This window comes from Acinetobacter sp. ANC 4216, assembly GCF_004331195.1.
GTDB classification, from domain to species: domain Bacteria; phylum Pseudomonadota; class Gammaproteobacteria; order Pseudomonadales; family Moraxellaceae; genus Acinetobacter; species Acinetobacter kookii.
Window position 1 is genome coordinate 91,385 of the sequence record NZ_SJOC01000003.1, and the last position, 22,712, is coordinate 114,096.

At 42.2% G+C, this 22,712-nt stretch carries 23 protein-coding genes; 7 read left to right on the forward strand and 16 right to left on the reverse strand.

Going from position 1 to position 22,712, the window contains the following annotated elements; all coding sequences use genetic code 11:
• The first annotated feature begins 256 nt into the window (after positions 1-256).
• Positions 257-562, forward strand: coding sequence for a DUF3817 domain-containing protein (locus E0H88_RS03165; RefSeq protein WP_131273072.1), 306 nt, complete (start codon positions 257-259; stop codon positions 560-562).
• Positions 563-722: 160 nt separating this feature from the next.
• Here E0H88_RS03165 and craA read toward each other — a convergent pair whose 3' ends face one another.
• The 4 genes from craA to E0H88_RS03190 all read right to left on the reverse strand — a co-directional run bounded on the left by craA (position 723) and on the right by E0H88_RS03190 (position 4,937).
• Positions 723-1,958: a chloramphenicol efflux MFS transporter CraA gene (gene craA / locus E0H88_RS03170; RefSeq protein WP_131273073.1), complete on the reverse strand. Its 1,236-nt coding sequence runs from the start codon at positions 1,956-1,958 to the stop codon at positions 723-725.
• 167 nt (positions 1,959-2,125) lie between these two features.
• Positions 2,126-2,944, reverse strand: a complete 819-nt coding sequence (locus E0H88_RS16040) for a hypothetical protein (protein ID WP_252151977.1) — start codon at positions 2,942-2,944, stop codon at positions 2,126-2,128.
• Positions 2,945-3,035: 91 nt separating this feature from the next.
• Positions 3,036-3,416: a hypothetical protein gene (locus E0H88_RS03185; protein ID WP_131273074.1), complete on the reverse strand. Its 381-nt coding sequence runs from the start codon at positions 3,414-3,416 to the stop codon at positions 3,036-3,038.
• 111 nt (positions 3,417-3,527) lie between these two features.
• Positions 3,528-4,937: a D-2-hydroxyglutarate dehydrogenase gene (locus tag E0H88_RS03190; protein ID WP_092820158.1), complete on the reverse strand. Its 1,410-nt coding sequence runs from the start codon at positions 4,935-4,937 to the stop codon at positions 3,528-3,530.
• Positions 4,938-5,292: 355 nt separating this feature from the next.
• Between E0H88_RS03190 and serA the strand changes: the two genes are divergently transcribed.
• The 3 genes from serA to E0H88_RS03200 all read left to right on the forward strand — a co-directional run bounded on the left by serA (position 5,293) and on the right by E0H88_RS03200 (position 7,789).
• Positions 5,293-6,525, forward strand: coding sequence for a phosphoglycerate dehydrogenase (serA, locus tag E0H88_RS03195; RefSeq protein ID WP_092820160.1), 1,233 nt, complete (start codon positions 5,293-5,295; stop codon positions 6,523-6,525).
• A gap of 88 nt (positions 6,526-6,613) precedes the next feature.
• Positions 6,614-6,736: a hypothetical protein gene (locus E0H88_RS16195; protein WP_257230573.1), complete on the forward strand. Its 123-nt coding sequence runs from the start codon at positions 6,614-6,616 to the stop codon at positions 6,734-6,736.
• 177 nt (positions 6,737-6,913) lie between these two features.
• Positions 6,914-7,789: an EamA family transporter gene (locus tag E0H88_RS03200; protein ID WP_131273075.1), complete on the forward strand. Its 876-nt coding sequence runs from the start codon at positions 6,914-6,916 to the stop codon at positions 7,787-7,789.
• A 54-nt stretch (positions 7,790-7,843) separates the two neighbouring features.
• Here the strand turns inward: E0H88_RS03200 and E0H88_RS03205 are convergent, their stop codons facing one another.
• From E0H88_RS03205 to truB, 3 genes are all read right to left on the reverse strand, one after another.
• On the reverse strand, positions 7,844-8,302 hold the full coding sequence (locus E0H88_RS03205; protein WP_131273076.1) for a hemerythrin domain-containing protein: 459 nt from the start codon (positions 8,300-8,302) through the stop codon (positions 7,844-7,846).
• A 157-nt stretch (positions 8,303-8,459) separates the two neighbouring features.
• Positions 8,460-9,227 (reverse strand): sulfite exporter TauE/SafE family protein, encoded by a 768-nt coding sequence (locus E0H88_RS03210; protein WP_131273077.1) that lies wholly within the window; start codon positions 9,225-9,227, stop codon positions 8,460-8,462.
• Positions 9,228-9,243: 16 nt separating this feature from the next.
• Positions 9,244-10,152 (reverse strand): tRNA pseudouridine(55) synthase TruB, encoded by a 909-nt coding sequence (gene truB / locus E0H88_RS03215; RefSeq protein ID WP_131273078.1) that lies wholly within the window; start codon positions 10,150-10,152, stop codon positions 9,244-9,246.
• 147 nt (positions 10,153-10,299) lie between these two features.
• Here truB and E0H88_RS03220 point away from each other — a divergent pair, with 147 nt between their 5' ends.
• The 3 genes from E0H88_RS03220 to E0H88_RS03230 all read left to right on the forward strand — a co-directional run bounded on the left by E0H88_RS03220 (position 10,300) and on the right by E0H88_RS03230 (position 13,555).
• Positions 10,300-11,331: a lipase secretion chaperone gene (locus E0H88_RS03220; RefSeq protein WP_131273079.1), complete on the forward strand. Its 1,032-nt coding sequence runs from the start codon at positions 10,300-10,302 to the stop codon at positions 11,329-11,331.
• A gap of 89 nt (positions 11,332-11,420) precedes the next feature.
• A complete protein-coding gene (locus E0H88_RS03225) occupies positions 11,421-12,404 on the forward strand; it encodes an esterase/lipase family protein (protein WP_131273080.1) in 984 nt (327 codons plus the stop codon).
• Positions 12,405-12,589: 185 nt separating this feature from the next.
• Positions 12,590-13,555: a lipase family alpha/beta hydrolase gene (locus E0H88_RS03230; protein WP_131273081.1), complete on the forward strand. Its 966-nt coding sequence runs from the start codon at positions 12,590-12,592 to the stop codon at positions 13,553-13,555.
• Positions 13,556-13,624: 69 nt separating this feature from the next.
• Here the strand turns inward: E0H88_RS03230 and rplS are convergent, their stop codons facing one another.
• The 9 genes from rplS to E0H88_RS03275 all read right to left on the reverse strand — a co-directional run bounded on the left by rplS (position 13,625) and on the right by E0H88_RS03275 (position 22,712).
• The gene (gene rplS, locus E0H88_RS03235) at positions 13,625-13,999 is read right to left on the reverse strand and encodes a 50S ribosomal protein L19 (protein WP_086197174.1); all 375 of its coding nucleotides are present in this window, start codon (positions 13,997-13,999) and stop codon (positions 13,625-13,627) included.
• 135 nt (positions 14,000-14,134) lie between these two features.
• Positions 14,135-14,875, reverse strand: coding sequence for a tRNA (guanosine(37)-N1)-methyltransferase TrmD (gene trmD, locus E0H88_RS03240; RefSeq protein ID WP_131273082.1), 741 nt, complete (start codon positions 14,873-14,875; stop codon positions 14,135-14,137).
• A gap of 28 nt (positions 14,876-14,903) precedes the next feature.
• The gene (gene rimM, locus E0H88_RS03245) at positions 14,904-15,452 is read right to left on the reverse strand and encodes a ribosome maturation factor RimM (protein WP_092820169.1); all 549 of its coding nucleotides are present in this window, start codon (positions 15,450-15,452) and stop codon (positions 14,904-14,906) included.
• 30 nt (positions 15,453-15,482) lie between these two features.
• Positions 15,483-15,740: a 30S ribosomal protein S16 gene (rpsP, locus tag E0H88_RS03250; RefSeq protein WP_092820170.1), complete on the reverse strand. Its 258-nt coding sequence runs from the start codon at positions 15,738-15,740 to the stop codon at positions 15,483-15,485.
• A 143-nt stretch (positions 15,741-15,883) separates the two neighbouring features.
• Positions 15,884-16,309: a type IV pilin protein gene (locus tag E0H88_RS03255; RefSeq protein ID WP_131273083.1), complete on the reverse strand. Its 426-nt coding sequence runs from the start codon at positions 16,307-16,309 to the stop codon at positions 15,884-15,886.
• The gene (locus E0H88_RS03260) at positions 16,309-16,785 is read right to left on the reverse strand and encodes a type IV pilin protein (RefSeq protein ID WP_131273084.1); all 477 of its coding nucleotides are present in this window, start codon (positions 16,783-16,785) and stop codon (positions 16,309-16,311) included. Before E0H88_RS03260 ends, E0H88_RS03255 begins: the two co-directional genes overlap by 1 nt.
• Before the next feature lie 13 nt (positions 16,786-16,798).
• Positions 16,799-20,878 (reverse strand): PilC/PilY family type IV pilus protein, encoded by a 4,080-nt coding sequence (locus tag E0H88_RS03265; RefSeq protein ID WP_131273085.1) that lies wholly within the window; start codon positions 20,876-20,878, stop codon positions 16,799-16,801.
• Positions 20,879-20,889: 11 nt separating this feature from the next.
• The gene (locus tag E0H88_RS03270) at positions 20,890-21,702 is read right to left on the reverse strand and encodes a PilX N-terminal domain-containing pilus assembly protein (RefSeq protein ID WP_252151978.1); all 813 of its coding nucleotides are present in this window, start codon (positions 21,700-21,702) and stop codon (positions 20,890-20,892) included.
• Positions 21,699-22,712 carry a PilW family protein gene (locus tag E0H88_RS03275; protein ID WP_131273086.1) on the reverse strand — a complete coding sequence of 338 codons (1,014 nt, stop codon included), beginning with the start codon at positions 22,710-22,712 and terminating at the stop codon, positions 21,699-21,701. The genes E0H88_RS03270 and E0H88_RS03275 overlap by 4 nt, the downstream gene beginning before the upstream one ends.

Here is a 22,712-nt window from a genome sequence, read left to right on the forward strand (position 1 = left end):
GCTTTTTTTATGATGACCTCACAATCAGAGATCGTACCGAGCCACATTGGGGGTGAATAACTTCACAGCTCTACGGAAAAAGCAGGCTATATTCACACTAATCGAGCTTTAGAAAAAGCCTGAACTGGCTGAAAGACCGGTTTCAACACGTGATTATAAGCATTTGATAAGTTATTAAAATATATCGAGCTTTTATTCACCATTGCGGCAATATTCGGTACACTCAGGGTTCATTCTCATTAATTTAAACATGACCATGAATATTCAAACTTTACGTGTTGTCGGTCTTTTAGAAGGACTTTCCTTTCTCCTGCTTTTGTTTATCGCCATGCCAATGAAATATATGCTGGATAATCCAATTCTGGTGAAATATGTTGGTATGGGACACGGCGTACTGTTTATCCTGTTTTTAATTGTTTTGTTTGTTGTGTGCGAAAAACAGAAATGGTCGCTTCAGATGTTTATTTTGGGGTTGATTGCATCTATTTTACCGTTTGGCACTTTTGTTTTCGATCGCAAGTTAAAGGCTGTTGCGCAGCCGATTGCCGAGTCCAAGCTATAGTTTCTGATTAAAGGGCTATGTCCTTTTTCAGCAAATAATAATATTCCCTCTCCTTCTAGGAGAGGGTTAGGGAGAGGTCATTTTACAATCTAAATACACCCTCATCCCTTGCGGAATATATTCCTCATATCCTACAAAGAGAGGGAAAAAAATCAGTCACTTAAAACTGTCCCTGCTTCACCCGTTCCTTTAAAATCTGCTTGAGCATCGCTCGCGGAAAACTGAACCACAGTGCAATTAAAACAAAACACGCCACGCTATATGCCAAATAGTGGTAGTGTTCATACATCACCCGAACCAGTTCAATAATGATAAAGAAGCTGAACATCAACAGCATCGAAACGGCTGCTGCCACTGTACCTTTGGATACTTCCGATGACATCAGCGCAAAACGATACAGCACCGAAAAGCTGATACCTTCACCAAAGCTGATGAGCGTCATGCCTGCAATGAGGCACCAGATCAGATAATCCGGAAAAATCACCCCAACCAGTAAAATTACCGTGCCGAGCAGCATAATCGGCAAGCCCATCAGCACCGATCTGCCCAAAGCCAGTTTGTCGATAATTTTAATCAGCACCACATTACCGACAATCAATCCGCCCAATACCGGAAATTGTGCCAAACCATATTGCATGCTGCTAAAACCCAGTTCTTCCACCAGCATGACCGGTGACAGTGCAATCCAGAGCATCAACGGCATACTGACCATCGGCAAAGCCAAGGTCATGGCCAGAAAACGTCTGTTTTTATAAACCTGTTTAAAGTCATCCCATATATAACCGAATGGCTGTTTTGGTAGGCTGACTTTGTTCTCGGGCATTTTGGCTTTCAGTCCAAACCAGCTTAAAAAGGCTAATGACGCGATGCCGATAAAGCCCCAATGCCATGACACATGGTCAATCAGGAATGCACCAATCACGGGACCGAGTAATGGTGCAAGCAGGGAAATATTGGCCATCAGTGCCATGACTTTAATCGCGTCACGTTCTGCAAAAGTTTCCTGAATGGCAGCATAACCGACGGCAGAAATGACGGTGAGACCAATCCCCTGTAAAAAGCGCAGTGCCAAAAAGCTTTCAATATTTTTCGTTAGCAAAATCAGCAAGCAGCACAATACAAAGAACAGTACGCCTGCAAGCAGCACTTTTTTACGTCCCAAACGGTCGGACAATGGGCCGAGTAACCAGGCCACACATGCCCCACCCAGCAGGTAAAACGACATGGAAGATGGTGCCCACGAACTGCTGACGCCAAAGTCTTTGGTAATGGCGAGCATGGCAGGCTGCACCAGGTCATTGCCAATATAAACGGAAAACTCAAACAGGACCAATGCCAATGGGAACATCAGCGTGGCACGGCTTAAGGTGGCGGTATAGGACTTTGAGGTTTGCATAAGCTGCTAGAAATCTACCATTCATTAACATGCTTATATTAAACATGTTTTAAATACTTATATTATCCCATACAGCTTATGATTATATTATCGCTTTCGTATTTGTGAAAATTCCAGCATTTAATGTCATAAGAACAAAATTTAGTTATCTAATCAAATTCAATTAATTACCTATTTTCTGGATATTTTCTAGTATCAAGAAATGACTCATAATTTTGATAATAATATTCAGCTATTTTATCCATTGTTTCTAATCTGCATTTATTATTAAAAGTAGCAATACGCCCTGCAGGAAACCAATTTCCACCATTTTCTAAGTTTTTTTCAAAATAAGTTGCCAATAATCCTAATTTCGAGTCAGGACAATTGGCAACTAAACGCCCCATAGCTCTTTCCATAAGGCTCGAAGGCATCATGTCTTTTTTTACAGTATCTAATAGCTCTATTTTCCCACTTTCTGCATTGATTATTTTAGCCATGAGTACATCTCTCCAGTGATCTTCTGGACTTTGATCTGAGATTATTAAATGTATCACAGCAACATATGGGAACCCTGCTTCAATCAATCCTTTAGCCTGTGAAAACCCAAACTCATTTGGAGATTTGTGCTGTTTTATAAATTTTGCTCTTATAATTTTTAATTCAATAGCTATAGTTTTTGAAATGATTAGTTTATCGTCTTCATATGGAATAATTAAAAAATCTATATCTCCAGGAAACTTTAATGTTGGGAATACTTCCCCCGATATCGTAAATGGTTTAATCAAAATTCCACTATTCTTCCCCATTCCCTCAAAATGATCCCTCATTATTTGCCTATATCCCAAACCAAATAAATATCGATTACAGACATATCTTAAACCTAAGGCAATCTCATCATCTTTATTTACTAATTTTTTATTTATATAAAAAATCACCTCACCATCTTTTTTAGATATAGGTTTTAACTTAATTGGTTTTATATAGTCTTCCAAATTATTTGACATCCATCTCTCCCCAAACGCAAAAAAGCGCATCAATCGATACGCTTTTTATGCAGCATAACAGCTTACTTTTCAACCATAAATCAAAGATTTATTAAGGGCATTTCGCTTTCTGAAAAGACTTGGTATTTTTCCCACGCAGACATTGATACGATTTTTCTGTATCTACCTTCTTCCAGTCCCCATCCACCAGTTTAAAACTATACACCGTACGCATTGAACGAACCGAGTCATCCATTAAACCCGTTTCCGTGACTTTTACCTGAGCAGCAGTTGGTGACTCTACACTATTAAAAAACTGACGAATCTCCACCGTTGCCGAACCCTTACGCAAATCCGGTCGTTCTTTTAACACTTGCTGCAAAGGCGTATTAGAAGAACCAATATTCACTTTAGAGGCCAATTTTTTAGTTGTTGCACAACCCGTCGTGATTAAGCCCAAACACATTATAGAGGTAGAGAGTAAACGTAACATTGGGAAATCTCCCCCATAAAAAAAAGACATCGCATCTATGATGCCATGCCTTTTTTTCGTACTCGATAACAGTTATGTAGTCATCGGCGCATAGAACTTACAGGTTAAATATTAAAGATCGAACAGTTTACCCGGGTTCATAATGCCGTTTGGATCGAATACCTGTTTCAAGGCTTTCATGTAGCCAATTTCTTCTTCAGAACGGGTGTAGTTGAGGTAAGGTTTTTTAGTCATACCAACACCGTGTTCTGCAGAAATCGAACCGTCATATTTTTTCACAGTATCGAATACATATTTGTTCACCACCTGACATTTGGCAAAGAATTCATCTTTAGACAGGTTCTCTGGTTTTAAGATGTTCAAGTGCAAGTTACCGTCACCAATATGACCGAACCAGCAGATTTCAAAGTCAGGGTAATTATCCGCAACAATCGCATCAATTTCTTTAATAAATGCAGGAACATGCGTAATGAGTACGGAAATGTCATTTTTGTATGGTGTGAACGGTGCGATTGATTCAGAGATATCTTCACGCAAACGCCATAAGCTGTGTACCTGTTCCAGGCTTTGGCTCATTACGCCATCCAGCACCCAACCCTGTTCCATGCAATGCTCAAAAATTTCCATCGCCTTGTCCATGATTGGTTCAAATGGCGCTTCAAATTCAAGCAGTACATAGAATGGACATTCCGTTTCAAACGGACGTTGTACATGACCATGATCCAGCACTTTTTGCATCGCAAGTTCACCAAAGAACTCAAATGCAGTTAAATCAATTTTCGCCTGGAAGGCGTGAAGAACTGGCATCACGGCTTCAAAGTCAGGTACACCCAGGACCATCACTTGCAGGTCTTGCGGTTGACGTTCCAGCTTGATTTCAGCTTCAGTTACCAGACCAAGCGTACCTTCACCACCAATGAACAAATGTTGTAATGCATAACCGGTCGCGTTCTTGATCATGCCCTTGTTCAGGCGCAGGATGTCGCCTTTACCAGTTACAACGGTCAGACCCAGCACCCAGTTACGGGTCATGCCGTATTTGATCACTTTAATACCGCCGGCATTGGTGCCGATGTTACCGCCAATTTGTGATGAACCTGAAGACGCGAAATCCACCGGATAATACATGCCCTGTTCTTCGGCATAGTTTTGTAACTGTTCAGTCACCACACCCGCTTGTACACGCACCATACGGTCTGCAGGGAAGAATTCCAGAATCTGGTTCATCTTGTCCATGCTAACCACAATTTCACCGTTGGCTGCTACTGCACCGGCCGATAAACCGGTACGGCCGCCCGACGGTGTGATGGCAATATTGTGTTCATTGGCAAATTTAACAATCGCCTGCACCTGTTCCGTACTTGATGGAAAAACAATGACTGATGGGTTTGGATCGAAATGCTTGGTGTAGTCTTTGCCCCAGGCATCGAGACTAGCAGCATCAGTTTTAATGCGGTTTTCACCCACAATGGCTGTCAATTGGGTTAATAACTCAGGTGTTAAAGCGACTGGAGCATTCATCGTTTGCAGACCTAGCAAGAAATATACAAGTGGTGGACGGTCTATAGAGCATTCTTTGCAAAGAGATTTACAAAAAAATCATGTCTTAGACTGGGTGTGAGCATAAAATCAACAATATAACTGTGATCGATTTCACTACTCGACATTATAAGACATTTTTTACTGAAACCTGGTGAAAATAAGCATTTTGACAATCTAGGCTTAAAAATTACAGCTTTAGTTAGACCAAAATCTGTAGTTCCTGGCATATGTATGGCAAAAATACCTATAGTCTCCGTCATAAAGGAAATGTATATAGACCCTTCTCGTATGTTATCATATCGCGACTAAATTTGGCCTTTGTAGCGGAGCCGTAATGAGCCAACATCTTTCACTGCCTAAAGATAAAATTCGTTTCTTGTTGTTAGAAGGCGTTCATCAAAACGCAATCGACACTTTAAATGCTGCTGGATACACCAACATCGATTACCGTAAAACTGCGCTTGAGGGTGAAGCGTTGAAAGAAGCGGTAAAAGATGCTCACTTCATTGGTATTCGTTCACGTACTCAACTGACTGAAGAAGTATTCGAAGCAGCCAACAAGCTGATCGCTGTTGGCTGTTTTTGTATCGGTACCAACCAGGTAAACCTGGATGCAGCAATGCGTCGCGGTATTCCAGTATTTAACGCACCATATTCAAATACCCGTTCAGTAGCTGAACTGGTACTTGCTGAAGCTATTTTATTGCTTCGTGGCGTACCTGCTAAATCTGCTTCTACTCACCGTGGTGGCTGGAACAAGTCTGCAGTAGGTTCGTATGAAACTCGTGGTAAAACTTTAGGTATTGTCGGTTACGGCTCAATCGGTTCTCAACTTTCAGTGCTTGCTGAAAGCATGGGTATGAATGTCATTTATTATGATGCAGTAACCAAACTTCCTATGGGTAACGCACGCCAGGTCGGTACGATGGGCGAGTTGCTTGCAAATGCTGACGTGGTATCTCTACACGTTCCAGACGTTCCATCTACGCGTAACTTCATGGGCAAAGAACAGTTTGCTCAAATGAAAGAAGGTTCAATCTTCATCAATGCTGCACGTGGTACATGTGTAATCATTGAAGACCTTGCGGATGCCATCAAGTCTGGTCACATTGCAGGTGCTGCAGTTGACGTATTCCCTAAAGAGCCTAAAGCCAACGGTGAAGAATTCGTTTCTCCACTTCGTGGCCTGGACAACGTGATCTTGACACCTCACGTGGGCGGTTCAACCATGGAAGCGCAAGCCAACATCGGTCTTGAAGTTGCAGAGAAATTCGTTGCTTATTCAGATAAAGGCATGACCTTGTCTGCGGTGAACTTCCCTGAAATCGCGTTGCCATTGACTGAAGGTAAACACCGTTTACTGCACATTCACAAAAACATTCCAGGCGTGCTGTCTAAAATCAACAACCTGTTTGCTGAACACGGCATCAACATCTCTGGTCAGTCTTTAATGACTAAAGGTGATGTCGGTTACCTGGTGATGGACGTTGATGCAACTGCGTCTAAAGAAGCACTCGATACGCTTCACGAAGTTGAAGGCACAATCCGCGTTCGCGTATTGTTCTAATTCAGTTTTATTTAAAAAACCACAGCATTCATGCTGTGGTTTTTTATTTTTCCAGATTTTTAAAATCTGGCATTTTGCCTATCTCATTTTGTGCGAACAATCAGATCAGATTAAGGGTCAGCCAATTTTCAAAATTGCCCTGCTACAGACCGTACTGATCATGCTGATTACCCTGATCAGCAAGCCACGAACCAAACTGCAAACCCATTAAAAAATGGATCATTTAAATTCAAATCGATAAAACCATCCTGCATCTACCGATTATTTTAAATTCAAAGTTCTGAATTTAAAATTTTCCACAGTAAAAACTCAAAAAATCAGCATGAACCGCTATACTGTGCACACCCATAACATGGTTAATTAACTTGACCATCCAACTGCGTGTCTCATGCCAAATTCTCAACTTCTTGCCGTAGTGTTCATGGTTCTGTCCATGATCTCCTATCAAATTAGTGCATCTTTCGCCAAACAGCTGTTCATGGTGCTCGATCCCCTGACCGTGACGATTTTGCGCTTGTGTTTTGCCGCGGTGATTGTTTGCATCATGTTTCGTTCATGGCACATCTTAAAGCGGCTGTCCTTTTTAAAATGGCGTGACCTACTCTGCTATAGTGCAGCACTTGGGTTCATGAATATCCTGTTCTACATGTCCTTGGGCAAACTGCCTCAAGGCATTGCGGTGGGTCTGGAATTCATCGGCCCTTTAGGACTGGCTTTGCTGTCGATTAAGCAGCGTAGTGATTATCTGTGGGTCGGACTGGCCATTTTAGGCATTGCCCTGATGGTGCCTTGGGGACAGGCTCGAAGTGAACAATTTTCGCTGATCGGTGCTGCATGTGCCTTGACGGCGGGGCTGTGCTGGGCTTTTTATATTTATTTTGGTCAAAAGGTGGTGCAGCAGAATATTGGTATGCATGCCTTAACCATTGCCATCAGTTTGTCTGCTCTCAGCCTGTTACCGATTGGCTTATACAACAATGCTGCTGCATTGGTGGAAACCCAGTACTGGGGCAAAGCCCTGGCAATCGCGATACTGGCCACCGCCATTCCTTATGCGCTTGATCTACAAGCGTTGAAGCATTTAAGCAAACTGAGTTATGGCACCTTATCCAGCCTTTCTCCTGCTCTGGCTGCACTCACGGGACTGCTTTTGCTTGGAGAAAAAATAGGATGGCTACAGTGGATTGCCCTGCTGTGTGTCATGCTGGCATCGGTTGGCGTGACATTTAGAGCCAGTAAAACACCAAATCCTCAAAGCTCATAATCAGAAAACCTGGTAAAAAAGATGGCTACACGCCGTCTTTCTGTTTATATCGCTTTAAGTCAGACTGTCTTTATCTGCCTTTTTATACTTTTTATATTCAGCCAAATATTTCTTGGCTAGACTTATCTTTTGCTGGTCTTCCAGAATTTTACCCGCCTGCTGGAAAAAACCATGCTCTTCCTCTTTTAAATGATGATGCACCTTTTCAGAAAGTTTCTTGGCTATCGCCAACCAACCATGATTGCTAAAATCGGTTTCGGTCAATTGGTCAAGTAATTCATCAATTTCATGGTGTTCCGCCAGGGCATGACGGGTAATACTCAGGCCAGAATCGGTCATCATCAAAGGAATATATAAATAACGATCCTCAGCAACTGCATGAGCAAACAGTTCATTTTTAAGCAGTTCAAACAGCTCACGACGTTCTTCACTATTCCCCGAGGTCTGGATTAATTTTTCAGAAAGTTCTCTCTGGATTTCATGGCTTGCACGTAAAGCTTCGAAAATATTCATCTACACCACCCTTTAATTTGCTACAGCCGCTACACATTCAAAAGACTGCTTATCATTATTTTGAAGACATTCTGCTCATGATCTTAAAAGCGAATGACGCACATGTGGGTGACGAGATGAAGCAATTTGTATAAAAAATTTTAATATCGGGAATGATTTAAGGAAAAAAGGTCTGATATCCCAAACGAACGATCAGGATGCTGACTAAAATTAAAAACAGAATACGGATAAAACCGCTGCCGTATTTCAAGGCAGCTCGCACACCGACTATTGAACCGACTACATTGGCGGCAGCCATCATCAGCCCCAAACCAAACAGGACATGACCCGTAGGGGCGAAAAAGCTCAGTGCAGCAAGGTTGGTGGTTAAATTGGCCACCTTGGACAAGGCCGAAGCATGCAAAAAGTCCGCTTGAAGATAACGGATAAAAAAGAAGATAAAGAAACTGCCAGTGCCTGGACCAAAAATGCCGTCATAAAAACCAATCGCGAGGCTGCCTACAGCAGCCAGCAGCAAGATTTTCGGTGTCAGTTCCTGCCGTACATGTACTTGCCCAAACTGCTTTTTCATAAAGGTATAGATGGCAATCACAATCAGCATCACTAGCACAAAAGGACGCAGCACCTCTTTGGGAATCATGCTGACACAGGCCGCCCCGGCAAAGGAGCTGACAAAAGCACAGCTGGCTATAACCGCCAGCAGCTTCCAGCGCAGTTTGACCTGACGCACAAATGAATAGGCCGCCGATGCAGTACCGCAAATCGAGGACAGTTTGTTGGTGCCAAACACCGTCGCTGGCGACAGTTGCGGCATGGCATTCATAATGGCCGGAATTTGAATCAACCCGCCACCTCCTACTGCTGCATCAATCGCACCGGCAAAAAATGCAAAAAACAGAAGGCTTAAGACAATTTCAATTTCCATACATTTATTTCAACAATTATTCGAGATTTAACACGCGTTTCGGAACCAGACGCTTACGGTCGGTAATTTTAGCCAGACCCAGACATTTTTCGCCATCAAACACCAGCACCTGTGCTTCCGCAGCATGTTCAATATTGCTTTCCATGCCACGGCTAAAATATTCTGCACGTCCTTCAGGTGCCTGAACTTTAGGAAAATGATCGACCGGTGCATAGGCAGGCAGCAACAAAGCCTCTCGCTGCTGTTCAGTCAGACTCTCCAGATATTCGATCGTATATTCAGGAATCAGGTCAAAATGACCGGTTTTAATCCGGTGCAGATAAGTCAGATGACCATATGTACCCAAGGCTTGGGCAATATCTTCGCCCAATACACGAATGTAGGTGCCTTTAGAACAGGTCACCTCAAGGGTAATACTATTTTCAGTAAAAGAAAGTAATTCGATGGCATAAATATGAATCGGACGGGCTTCCCGTTCAATTTCTATCCCTTTACGCGCCAATTCATACAGCGGACGGCCTTCTTTTTTCAGTGCCGAATACATGGGTGGCACTTGCTGAATATCGCCAACAAATTTTTCCAGAACCTGCTTTATTTTGTCTTCCGTCAATGCAGGTACAGCCTGTTCCAGCAGCACCTCACCTTCAACATCACCGGTGGTGGTGCTGTGCCCCAAGTGAATCGTGGTCTGGTAGCGCTTGGTCGAATCGAGTAAATAATGGGAAAATTTGGTGGCCTCACCCAAACAGATGGGCAGTAAGCCTGAAGCCAGTGGATCCAGTGCGCCGGTATGTCCGGCCTTTTCTGCCCGATAGAGCCAGCGCACTTTTTGCAAGGCCGCATTTGAACTGATACCTAGAGGCTTATTCAGTAAAAATACGCCGCTGATATGACGGCGCTGAATTTTAGGTGAAGTCTTTTTCATAGTGAAAATCAATCAAGTTCAAACGGCTGCTATGTTAGCAACCGCTTGTCATTTTTTACAACTTTTCTACGTTTTATTCAGTTTTTTATGGCAAATTGAGTTCAATTTTAGAACCTTAATAAACAGAAAAAGAAGGTTGCATAGGAAATGCATAAACATCATAAATTATGGATTATTTTGCTGGTAATTTTGGTATGTCTAGGCGTGCTGTTATTTTGGCTCGCCCCGTCCCAGTCGACCGCAGAACGAACTGATGCTGCTCAAACCCTTAATGCACCACCTCCTACCTTAACCTCATCAATGCCTGCCCCCACAGACCAAAGTCGGGCTTTGGTCAGTCCTAGCCAGCAAGACACCGAAGTGAACTGTCAGTTAAGCCTGGACAATGCCAATCGCTTGATTGTGAATGAACAGACCCGCAACTGTTTTGAATATTTCATTACCCAGTATGGCGAAAAAGATCTCAAGCAAATCAAACATGATTTCAAAGCCTATATCCAGCAAAACTATAAAGAACCCGCTCTAGGGCAAATTATTGATTTGTGGAACCGCTATATCAATTACCGGGAAAAACTGGGCGAGTTGCAGCCCCCAAATATCGATAAGGAAGATCCTAAATATTACCAAAGCATTTTTGCCCATATGAAAAACCTGCGTAAACAGCTGTTTTCTGACTACGAAATTGAAGGCTTATTTGGTACTGAAGATACCTATCATGAATACACGCTCAATCGCATGACCGTTCTGGCAGACAAGAGCTTAACCGAAGCACAAAAAGCACAAAAATTAAAAGATCTTTTCAACCAGTTACCTGAAGACTGGAAAGAAAATCTCGAACAGCTCAATAAACTGGAAGATCTGCGTAAACTCACAGCGGATATTAAAGCGCGTGGCGGTTCAGCCGAAGATATTCATCAGATGCGCATGAATCTGGTCGGTCCTGAGGCGACGCAACGTCTAGAAACCCTAGATAAGCAACGCAATGACTGGAAAGACAAGGTCAATCAGTATCTGGCTGAACGGGACAGCATCATGAAAAGCGGCATGAGTGACGAGGCCAAGCAGCAAGCCGTACAAAAATTACGGACTCAGCACTTTAATAAACCCCAAGAACAACTACGAGTAGGGACTTTTGAAACCATCCATGATCAGGGAGGAAAATTACCATATACCGAATAATCTTAATGTCGTCTGATAAGGAGATGAGATGGATCAACTTATGGATGTACTGATATGAATAAAAACAAAAGTATTAAAAGGAAAAGTTGATGAAAACTTTAAAAAGTAAAAAAGCGCTAACGCTTGCTGTAATGATGACCCTCACTTGCGGTCTTACAGCTGAAACACAGGCAGCAAAAGGAATTTTGCAGATTCAAGAAACGGTCAAATCCGACTATGCCAAGACCCGGTATCCCATTGTCATGACCCATGGCTGGTTGGGCTGGTCACGCATCGGCGATGACAGTTTCAATATTGATTACTGGTATCAGATTTTGCCTGATATGGCGCGCAATGGTTCGACTGTTTTTGCCGCACAACTCTCCCCGGCCAATACCACCGAGTTCCGTGGTGAACAGCTGATTGCTCAAGTCGAAGAAGTGCTCGCAATTACGGGAAAGGATAAAGTGAACCTGATTGGTCACAGTCATGGCGGCCCAACCGTACAGTATGTCGCAGCCGTAGAACCGCAATATGTGGCATCAGTCACGGGCGTGGGCGGAACCTATCGCGGTTCTAAAGTCGCCGATGATATTCAGAGCAATAGCATTAGCCGCACTGCCTTCAATATTCTGGGACAATACATCATTGGTCCACTGATGACCTGGGCTCAAGCCAATCCGGACATTCCGGTAAGCTTTGATGCTTCAATGAAGTCTCTGACTGAAGTGGAATCTACAAACTTTAATAAACGTTTCCCAACCTCTGCTTTGGCTTCAGACTGTAACAAGAGCGGTGCCAAAGTAGATAAAGGCATTTATTACTATTCCTGGGGTGGAACTGCACAAACCACCAACCTGCTGGACATTGATAGCATCTTGATGCAACTCGGACCATTATCTTATGGCAACAAAGACAATGATGGTATGGTCGCTCGCTGTAGTTCACATATTGGTCTGGTCATTCGTGATAATTACAATCTCAATCATACTGATCTGGCGAATATGATGTTTGGTTTAAAAGGAATGTTCGCCCCTGATCCAGTTACCCTGTTCAGACAACATGCCAACCGTTTAAAGTTACAAGGTTTATAATAACCAGCACATCCGGGATATTTTCCCTGATGTGCCCCTTGTTTAAAAATATTTTGTTACATCTATATATTTCACTGATCGAGAACTTATCGTTATTTCATTCTGCCTTATTCAATAATTAATATGACAATCTAAATTGTCTAAAAATAAAAGCATCAAGAAAATATAAAAAATGAGGATTTTTTATGAAATATGGATTATGGCTCGCCGGTCTAGTCACCAGCACGCTATTGGGTACGGCTCAGGCATCCAACACCTCACAGGTGACAGCGAAAGCGGTCTCAACTTATGCAAAAACCAAATACCCGATTGTCTTTAGTCACGGTATGGCAGGTTTCATTACCGTAGGTACAGACCAGTTTGGTCTTGATTACTGGTATCAGATTTTGCCCGACTTGGCACGAAACGGTGCCAATGTCTGGGCCACCCGCGTATCGCCATTTAATTCATCTGAAATTCGTGGCGAGCAACTGGTACAACAAGTCGAAGAGATTCTGGCATTAACCGGGGCAGAAAAAGTCAATCTGATTGGTCACTCGCATGGTGGCCCAACAATTCGCTATGTGGGCGGAGCATTGCCAGACAAAGTTGCTTCCATGACAGGTGTAGGTGCGCCACATAAAGGCTCGCCTGTGGCAGACCTGATTTTATCTGCTGAAGGCACAGCGATCGAAGGCCCACTGGTAGGGGTAATCAATTTTGTTTCCAAAGCCATTACCTGGGCACAAGGGCTTGACCCGCAAAGCTTCCCGCATGATTCACTTGCAGGCGGAACAAGCTTAACCCTTGCAGGCTCTGCACAGTTTAATGCCAAGTTCCCTATCGGCATGCCAAGCACAGCTTGTGGCGAAGGCAAGTTACTCGACCAGGGCATTTATAACTATTCCTTTACCGGTGTCGGGACAGTAACCAATTTGCTGGACCCTGATGGTGCCTTAAAAGTAACAAGTTTGCTGATTGATGGCGGCAAAGAAAATGATGGCCTGGTGTCGCGTTGCAGTGCCAAGTTTGGTAAAACCATCCGCGATAACTATAACTGGAACCATTTAGATGAAGTCAATCAGGTTCTTGGTTTGAAATCTTTATTTGCACCAGACCCGGTAGATGTCTACCGCCAGCATGCCAACCGTTTGAAACAGCAAGGCTTGTAACCACTGCAATGTCAGACATAAAAAAATGCGCCAACAGGCGCATTTTTTTTACTCGTATAAAACTTAAAATTAAGCTTTAGTTTTACGAGCTGGCAATTTTTCACGAATACGTGCAGCTTTACCAGACAATTCGCGTAGGTAGTAAAGTTTAGCACGACGAACGTCACCACGACGTTTCACTTCGATACCAGCAACGATTGGTGAGTGAGTTTGGAATACACGCTCAACACCAACACCGCTAGAAATTTTACGTACTGTAAACGCAGAGTTCAAGCCACGGTTTTTCTTAGCAATAACAACACCTTCGAACGCTTGTAGACGTTCACGGTCGCCTTCTTTTACTTTTACTTGGACAACTACTGTGTCACCTGGTGCAAAAGCTGGGATGTCTTGTTTAAGCTGAGCATTTTCAACAGCTTGTACTAAAGGATGCTTACCGCTCATGGGGTATCTCCAATAATGTGTGGCTCAGAAGGGTCTGAATTCCACTGGATATAGAGGCTAAAGCGCATATACCCGATTATATTTCTTTTTATGCTTGACCGCTTCAATGCATAAAAAGCCTATTAACGAATACAATTAAGTATTCAAATCTCGTAGCCATTTTTTTTGCTGGCTGGTCAGCTCAACTTTTTCCACAAGCTCTGGCCTGCGTTCCAAGGTGCGTTGATAGCGCTGCAAAAACCGCCATTTTTCAATATTGGCATGATGCCCGGATTTAAGTACTTCAGGCACCTTCAAACCTTCAAAATGGTCTGGCTTGGTATATTGTGGACAATCTAAAAGACCATCCACAAATGAGTCTTGCACGTGAGATTGTTCATCTGACATGGCACCCGGAAGTCTCCGGATAATACTGTCCAATAAAACCATCGCAGGCAGTTCGCCACCCGACAAGACGTAATCTCCAATTGACCATTCCTGATCAACATAATGCTGGATCAAACGTTCATCGACCCCTTCATAACGTCCACACAATACAATCAACCCGTCATATTGAACGAAATCTTGTACCGCAGCTTCGTTTAAGGTTTTACCTTGGGGTGACATATACACCACAGGCACGTTCACCGCTCCTGCTTCTTGCGCAAGCTCTTTGGCATGGTTGATTGCTTTTGACAGAGGTTCTGCCATCATCACCATACCCGGACCACCACCAAATGGACGTTCATCCACTCTTTTGTAGTTGCCCTCAGCATAATCGCGTGGATTAATACAAGTGACTTGTACTATTTCACGTTTCGCCGCACGCCCGCTAATACCATAGGCTGTAATCGCTTCAAACATTTCAGGAAAAAGCGTAATGACTGCAAAAAACATCGCAGACTCCCGTATTTCCGAAAAATTGTTAGTAGTCTACGCCCCAATTGACGTAGATACGACCAGCTTCAATATCAACGCGTTGTACCACATCTTTATGCCATGGAATCATACGCTCTTCAGCATCAACGCTGTCTGGTGTTGCGTGAACCACCATCACATCATTGGCACCGGTCTCAAACAGTTCATGGATTTTACCGAGATTGACTTCCTGGTCTTCTTCATTCAGACCTAACACAGTTAAGCCTTTTAAATCTGACCAGTAATACTCGTCCACACCTGCTTTCGGAAGCTGCGCTTTTGAAATCCAGACATTTGCGCCAACCAGTTCATCCGCTGCAGTACGATCACTCACACCTTTTAGCGAAACAACCAGGCCTTTGCCATGCGGTTTCCAACGTTTTACATCTACTGTTTGCCAACCTGCTTTGGTCTCAATGTACCAAGGCAGATAGTCAAAGATGTTGCTCATAGGTTCTGTATTGGAATAGACCCAGAGCCACCCATTTAATCCATAAGCTGAACGTAACTGTCCAATCTGAATACGATCTTCGGGAACATTCTGTGTTGGTGTCATGGGCAAACTACTACCTAATTTATATAAAAATTATGCAGCAGCTGCAGCTTTCTTAGCTTGAGCAGCTAAAGAAGCAACACGTTCAGAAGGTTGAGCACCTTGTGCTACCCAGTGAGCAAAACGGTCAGCATCTAAACGAAGTTTTTCTGCTTTACCTTGAGCTGTAGGGTTGAAGAAACCGATACGTTCGATGAAACGACCGTCACGCGCATTGCGGCTATCAGTTACAATAATTTGATAGAACGGACGTTTTTTAGCACCACCGCGTGCAAGACGAATAACTACCATGATACAACCTTATAGTTTTTACGGATTATCCCTGTACCGACCATCGATACATTTCAAACCCCTTTCATAGAGGGCGATATTTTACGTTATATTTGCGCTGAAAGAAAGATCAAATTTCAGGTTATCCACAGTTTGAATTTATCTTAGCGACCGTCCCAGTTTGAGGTGGCTGAAAGTGCACACGCTGTTGCGCCCTGAGCCCAGAACTTTTGGCCTTGATCGTTTAGACAAATAATACCATCCCCTGCTTGTGATGAGGTTGATATAGGCGTTGCTGTCATTACCCAGGTATTGGCATTTGATAAACTAAAGGCCAGTGTAAACAATGCAGTCCCAGTTCTCGGAAAAACATTGCTCCCATAAAAACTTGTCATGGTAGTTACCGGATACTTGAAATTTGCCAGTTTATGAGATTCCAAACGCTGTGCAATATTCATCATTTCCGCCTGAACGTCGGCACGGCTTACTCTTTTTTTATATTGAGAATAACTAGGCTGTGCAATTGCGGCAATTATTGCAATAATTGCCACTACAATCATTAATTCAATTAATGTAAATCCATTACGCATTACCAGGCCTCACTATTGGTTTCACAAACCGTGCACACTGCACTTGAACAAGCATTATCCACTGCAGTTGCTGTTGTACTCTGACAGCGTAATCCCGAACTTTTCGCCAATAACTTCATTTGTCTAGCATCTGAAGTTGTGGCTTTAATCACCCAGGTTTGACCATTTGTTGCAGTTGAATTTAATGCATTCCCTGTTGTGGTATCGTCGGTAATAGTCAGAGTGTATCCACCACGATTAAGCGTAACTGTGCTCGGGGCAAAATTTTTATAATTGAAGTTTCTGGTCTTATGTCTTTCCAGTTGATCAGCTAATTTTAATATTTCCTGCTGAGCAAAAGCAGCATTTGCCTTACGTGTGTATGCTTGATAACTTGGAAGTGCAATTGCTGCAAAAATTGCAATCACCATTACCACAATCATCAATTCAATCAGGGTAAAACCCTGATTGAATTTTAGCGTTAAAGATCTGTTCATTTATTATGTCCTGTTAACGATAACGCTCATACCATCGTGTTGGAATAAAATGACTTGTACATTGCCATTCACCTGTCCCCGAAGCATTTCCAGCCATGGTAATTTTTCCACAATTCGTTGTAGAACTACCTCCTGTGGAATCTGCTTTAGGAACAAATGCTATACTTCTTATGCCTGGGCCAATGATATTTTTATTTCTATTAGCTGCATCAACTTTAAAACCTGTATTTCCCTCTTTTGTAGAGTTAATAGTACCATCCGAATTTAAACAGGCACCAAATGGTAAACAAAATGTTTGCCAATCTGTTTCGCCAACAACCCTTGGCATACATGGAATATTATCGCCCACACCCGTTCCTTCTGGATCATACACTGATACCAGCAGGTTTCCAGTAATAGCCATTGGTTCTTCGAAAGCTTTTAATCCGCCTTTAACACGAATTCCACTTGTTCCCCCCGCTTTCTCTACACCTGCATCTGTACTGGACAGTGATCTATACCAACCATCTTTTCCGGCACCAGTTGATGGAAAGAAGAAGTTAGCTACTTTTTCACCAGTCGCTAAAATTTGCGGATTTTTCTTAAAGTCAGTCCGCACTTTATTAATACTGACGAGTGTCGGCGTACCTGAAATTAAGTCTTTCTTTATAAAGTCTTTATCAATAACCCCATATACATTATTGACCGGTCTATCAGTTAATGCAGTAGTGGGCTTCATATTGTCACGGCCCGTTGTACCAGTAGGAGAAACATCCAAAGGAGTACTACGATCGCCCGATGCTATCCCTAAAGCAATAAAGGTATCTTTACCTTCATCATGAATAGTTACCGTGGGTGGCTCATAGAATCGTGGAGCTTTACTACCTGTATAATCATTTGCTGAATCAGAAGTCGTATCATTTGTCGCAAGGTTAGCTAAACGGACTACACGAACCCCAAAATTACTGTATGTCGAACCTGTCAGAGTTTGATTATTATTCAAGTCAATGCGAAAAACCTGACCACCCAAATCACCAAAATATAGGTGATCAACCAGGCCATCTGCATTGCGATCTAATGTACTAATACGACTTACAATACTATGGGCCATATATTTTCTTCCATCGGTTGCAGCTGCAGAAGAATTATAGGTAGCTGACCAAACAAGTGAACCATCAGAAGCATCGATGATATAAACTGCATTACCTTGTGCTTGGGTTTTACTATTGCAAGATGTATCCGGATAATCTGTATTTGATATTCCGCTTGTATTTAACTGGAAGTTAGGGTTTTCATAACAAGTGTCATACCCCCCTCCCACAATCATTACGCGTTTAATCGTACCATTATAACGAATATTGGCTAAAACAGGCTTGGACCAAGTTTGACCTAAACGACTATAATCACTCAATCCAGAATGAATTCTAAATAAAAATTTCGGCGAAGTTGGTGTAAGAACATCTAAACCATAATAGCTACTTCCACCCATACGAAGTCCACCATACACATTCATTTTACGTGCTTTGACGTTGGTCGTCGTTGTATTACTTGTAGTAGATGTAGACATATCATATGCTGAATCAGCAACCCAAGCACCATCAACACCATGCGTAGGCACTGTCCCCGAATCAACTGAACCCGCAATTAAACCCTTAGAAGCTATGGCATCTTCCAAAATATCTGCAGGAACAAATACCATTTGCTCTTGGCCTGTAGAAGCATTCACTATATGCAATCCTCCTTCAGAAGAACCGTACATAATTGACTGATCACGTGTTGTCGTTAAATTTCCATTTGCATCCAGACTACCGGAATAAGTTAATTGCACAGGTAAAGAATGAACACTCCCTCCCATTGATAAATAAGGAGAATTTTCAGTCGTTAATTCCGTCGGAAGTGCGGTAGCGCTAGTATCTGTTTTATAGCCTAAATAGTTTAAAATCTTCAATTTTATTGCTGTAGGAAAATCCTTTAGGATATTTTGGCCACTCGAAACATTAAATTTCCCTAATACATAAGAAGCTGTAGATGCCGCAGAAGTAAATGGATTTGTACCTTCAGCCGGAGCTTCTGGAAGCTTAAGTAAAGAGGTATTTTGTGCTGACATTTTTGTTAAAGTGGTTGTGGTGGCAGCAGAAACGTCTGTAAATAAATTACGAATGTTATTTGAAGCAGTATAGGCATAACGTGTTATTTTACCTGTGGCATCAGCTTGTTGTGTCTGACCTAAAATTGGTAATGGTACTTTTGAATATGCACCACCTAACCACGTAATACCGCCATCATTATAACTAGATGCATTCCAGTAATCTTTGGTGCCTGTTCTGAATTTACCTGTGGAATCAAAAACCAAGCCACCAGAACTAGCTGTAAATGCTCCTGCAGTTGTACCCGATAACACGACCTGATATTTTTTTAGATTGCCATTCCAAGTTACATTTGTACTTGCTGGATTTGGTTCTAGAGCACGTAAATAACCATATTCTTGTAATGTATTTGGGTTTAGCGCATCATAAGGCACAGATATCTGACCTGTTGCTAATGGAGCAATAATTCCATTTTGGTTATCTTTAATGAAGTTCGCAATGCTTTGAGTGACCTGAGTATTTGTAGTTACATAGTAGAATCCACCATTACCAAACCCGCCGGATGGATTTTTTAAAGTCGTATTCGTAGCATCAGGCGAACATGCATCCCCGGTTAATTTTGAGCCTAATTTACAAGCATATTTAGCACCTCTGGCAGCATCACTATTCGCCGTCATATCTCCAAAAGCGCTACCAAATCCCACAAAAGCGGTATTAATTGATCGAGCTTTAGGATTAGAAGTTCCTCCTGCATATAATCGTTTAGCTAATGCTCCCATACAATTCCAGTTTGCCTTACCTATGCCACTATCCCCATTAGGGTTAGGTAAATCATTACTTGTTTCAGGAGTGTCATTATCACTTGCAGGACAGGTAAAAGTTGAATCGTTAAGTGCTGTCTGCATTAAAGGTTCGACAGTTGCTGTCGTAGTTTGATTGGGTAAACCATCGGACAGAAAATATATTCCCTGACCATCACAACTTACACTATTGGTTGGAAGCGGTGATTTATATCTCAAGTCAAGATTTGATGAGGTTTTACTTAATAAAATATCCGCATCCGCAGTACTACTTTTAGCATCAACTATGCCACTCGTTTTAACACTAGCGTTGGCATTCGTTGTATATCTATAAACTTGGGTATCATTTATACTGTAAATAATCGTCTGATTCTGATTATTACTAGGTGTCCGCGGATTAGAAGAGGAACTATCATAAGATGGAATACTTGGTTGCCCAACCCATTGAGGAGATTCCACCCAATTCGAATCACTTCTTGAATATGATTTAGAAGCATCCTTAACCCAACTGCTACAACTCTGGGTATTGGTACTAAAATCGGTAGCACTATAGTCTGTACAGTCAGAATATTCGTATGTATAAGTATACTTATATTCTGTACACTTTTTACCACAGCTTTGTGAAGAATCTTGCGTATATTTACGAACCAAACGATACTTTTCTTTATTAATATTCCTATCCTGTGTTATTTCTTTTTCCCAATATGTTGTAGTTCCCAATAAATAAGCGGCTGCTTCTGCCATGGCATGGGCAGAAGGGGTATAACTGGCACCCGTCATTGCATCTACAGCCTGCTTAAGCTTTAAACGCTGTCCTGCAAGACTATTTGGATCACCTACAGCACCAAGTCGTGCTGCTGGCACCTTTATTATTCCATGCTGATTACTTGAGGAATCAGAAAAATATCCCAATCCCACATAGGCATCCTGCAAATTTACCCTTGTACCATTCGCAAGAGTAACACTATCTTGTTTTAATAAATCATTGATCCCAGCTTTAAGTCTAACCAACCTATTCGAACCTAAACCATCATTATACATCGTCATAGACATAGAATTATCTAACATTAGAATGACTGTTGTTTGACCACCTTCTGGTTTAGCATAAATCTGCAAATCACTGGCTTGTACCACTGAAGCTGCTGTTAACCAGGTGATAGCTAAAGAACTTGTATAAACGGCGTACCACAATTTATTTTTTTTAAAGCTTAAAAGTTTATTGTTCATCTAATTTCTCCTTAAGCCCCTGGTGCAGTTGTTTCAGTCAATTTGTTTATATAGTTAAACTCTTGCACCTGAACACTAAATGGAACATTTTTTGATTTCAAACAGTCTGCTAGTGTCTGTTTTGTACTTAAATCGGAAGCCAAATTATCACTAATTTTTGCTTTTGCATTGCTCAAACAATCCGCCTGAATTGTAGATGCAGCAGTCGATGAATATGCAGGGAGCATTGCTGTTGTTATTACCCTAACTCGCTGTGCAGATGTCATACTTTTTGGAAGCTGAGTACCTTCTGATACGTTTATTCCTCGTGGCAAGTTTGCCCCAGGAAGGTCATTATTTGTATCTGTTGGAACGCTTACAGCCACCTGTGTCAGCACAGCTTGACGCTTACTACCGAAATCACTATCCAAATTGCAAAAACCATCGACACTACCTGCTTCCTTAGTCGCATCATTGCCAGTACCCGCCCGAATACGAATAGCATCTTTCGTCTGCGCAAATTTTGCTGTGGTCGAGACAGGCTGATAGCAAAATATATATTCTGCCCCTGGATTATTTTCATGCTCTCTTAAACTGGCACCAATAACATTACCAAAATTAGTCATATCTATTGGTTTCATTTGAGCAATTAATGCTAGTGGAGTATCTGAAGACTGAAAATTTAATTGATCAATCTGACTATTTGTTGCTACGCCCAATGAAACAATCGCAACACGTATGGCTAAAACCCCCACCACAGTAATAATCAATAAAATAATCAGGACTACAATTAACGTCGCACCTTGCTGCCGATGCAACACATATGTTGGAGTCATTGGTCTCATAGGTTTTCCCCCATTGCATTACGCAAAGCTACCGTAGAGTTATACACACGTCTTAAAAAACGATTGGAAGTATCTGTTGCTTTAACTGTTGTATCCAACATGACATAAGTTGCTTGTGTTGGATCAACCACTGTATTTTTTGCATTATTTGTAGATCGAATCAGTACAGAAGCCTGAATTGCCAAAATTCTTGGTGCCTTCTTGGCTGTAGGGGTGGTCGCCCTTGCAGTAGTTGCAGCTGCCCTATACTGTGGAATGGTGTAGTAACTTAAATTGCCATCCTCATCTCTTGCTTTTAACAACACATGAAAATGGTCTACACGTGGAATAATAATTTGTCCCGCCGTTCCTAAACCTGTAACTGTTGTAGGTTGAGCAGAAGCAGCTGCTGCTGTTGTCGCAGGTGCATTTGCATCGCATGCCAATGCAATGTCACTAGCTCCAGTACCGTTAGCATCTACTCTTAAAAAGTACCGTTGCACGATTAAATCACCTGCATATACCGTTTGCCCTTCACAATTAAACATTTGAGAAGGTGCAACAAACTGAATGGTCAATTGATCACTAATTTGAGTGGCACCTGCTGTATTTTTAACATTAGATAATCCTTTCCAGTAATTATCTGTGCTTGAAACAGCATCGCCGCTGCCTCGGCTCAATAATGCAGAATCAATATAATCAGTTGAACTTACTTTAGGCACAAAATTCACATTCGACGTATTTGTTGCTGTAGACCCCGTCAAAACAATACCGCCATAGGCCGTCTGATCATTAATTTCCAGATTGGTTGAATTTCCTACATTCGCCAGGCGGATATCCCGCAGCATATAATCCACACCAAATACACCGCTGTCCTGAATTTCAGCATTGGCACGTTGTAGCTGACTCGACAGGATTCCTCCGGTAAACAGTTGAGTTGCCGCTGCAACCAGGATTAATCCTAAAACCAGCGCCACCATCAGCTCGATCAAGGTAAAACCCTTTTGTGGCTTAAAAGAAGGTCTATTCAT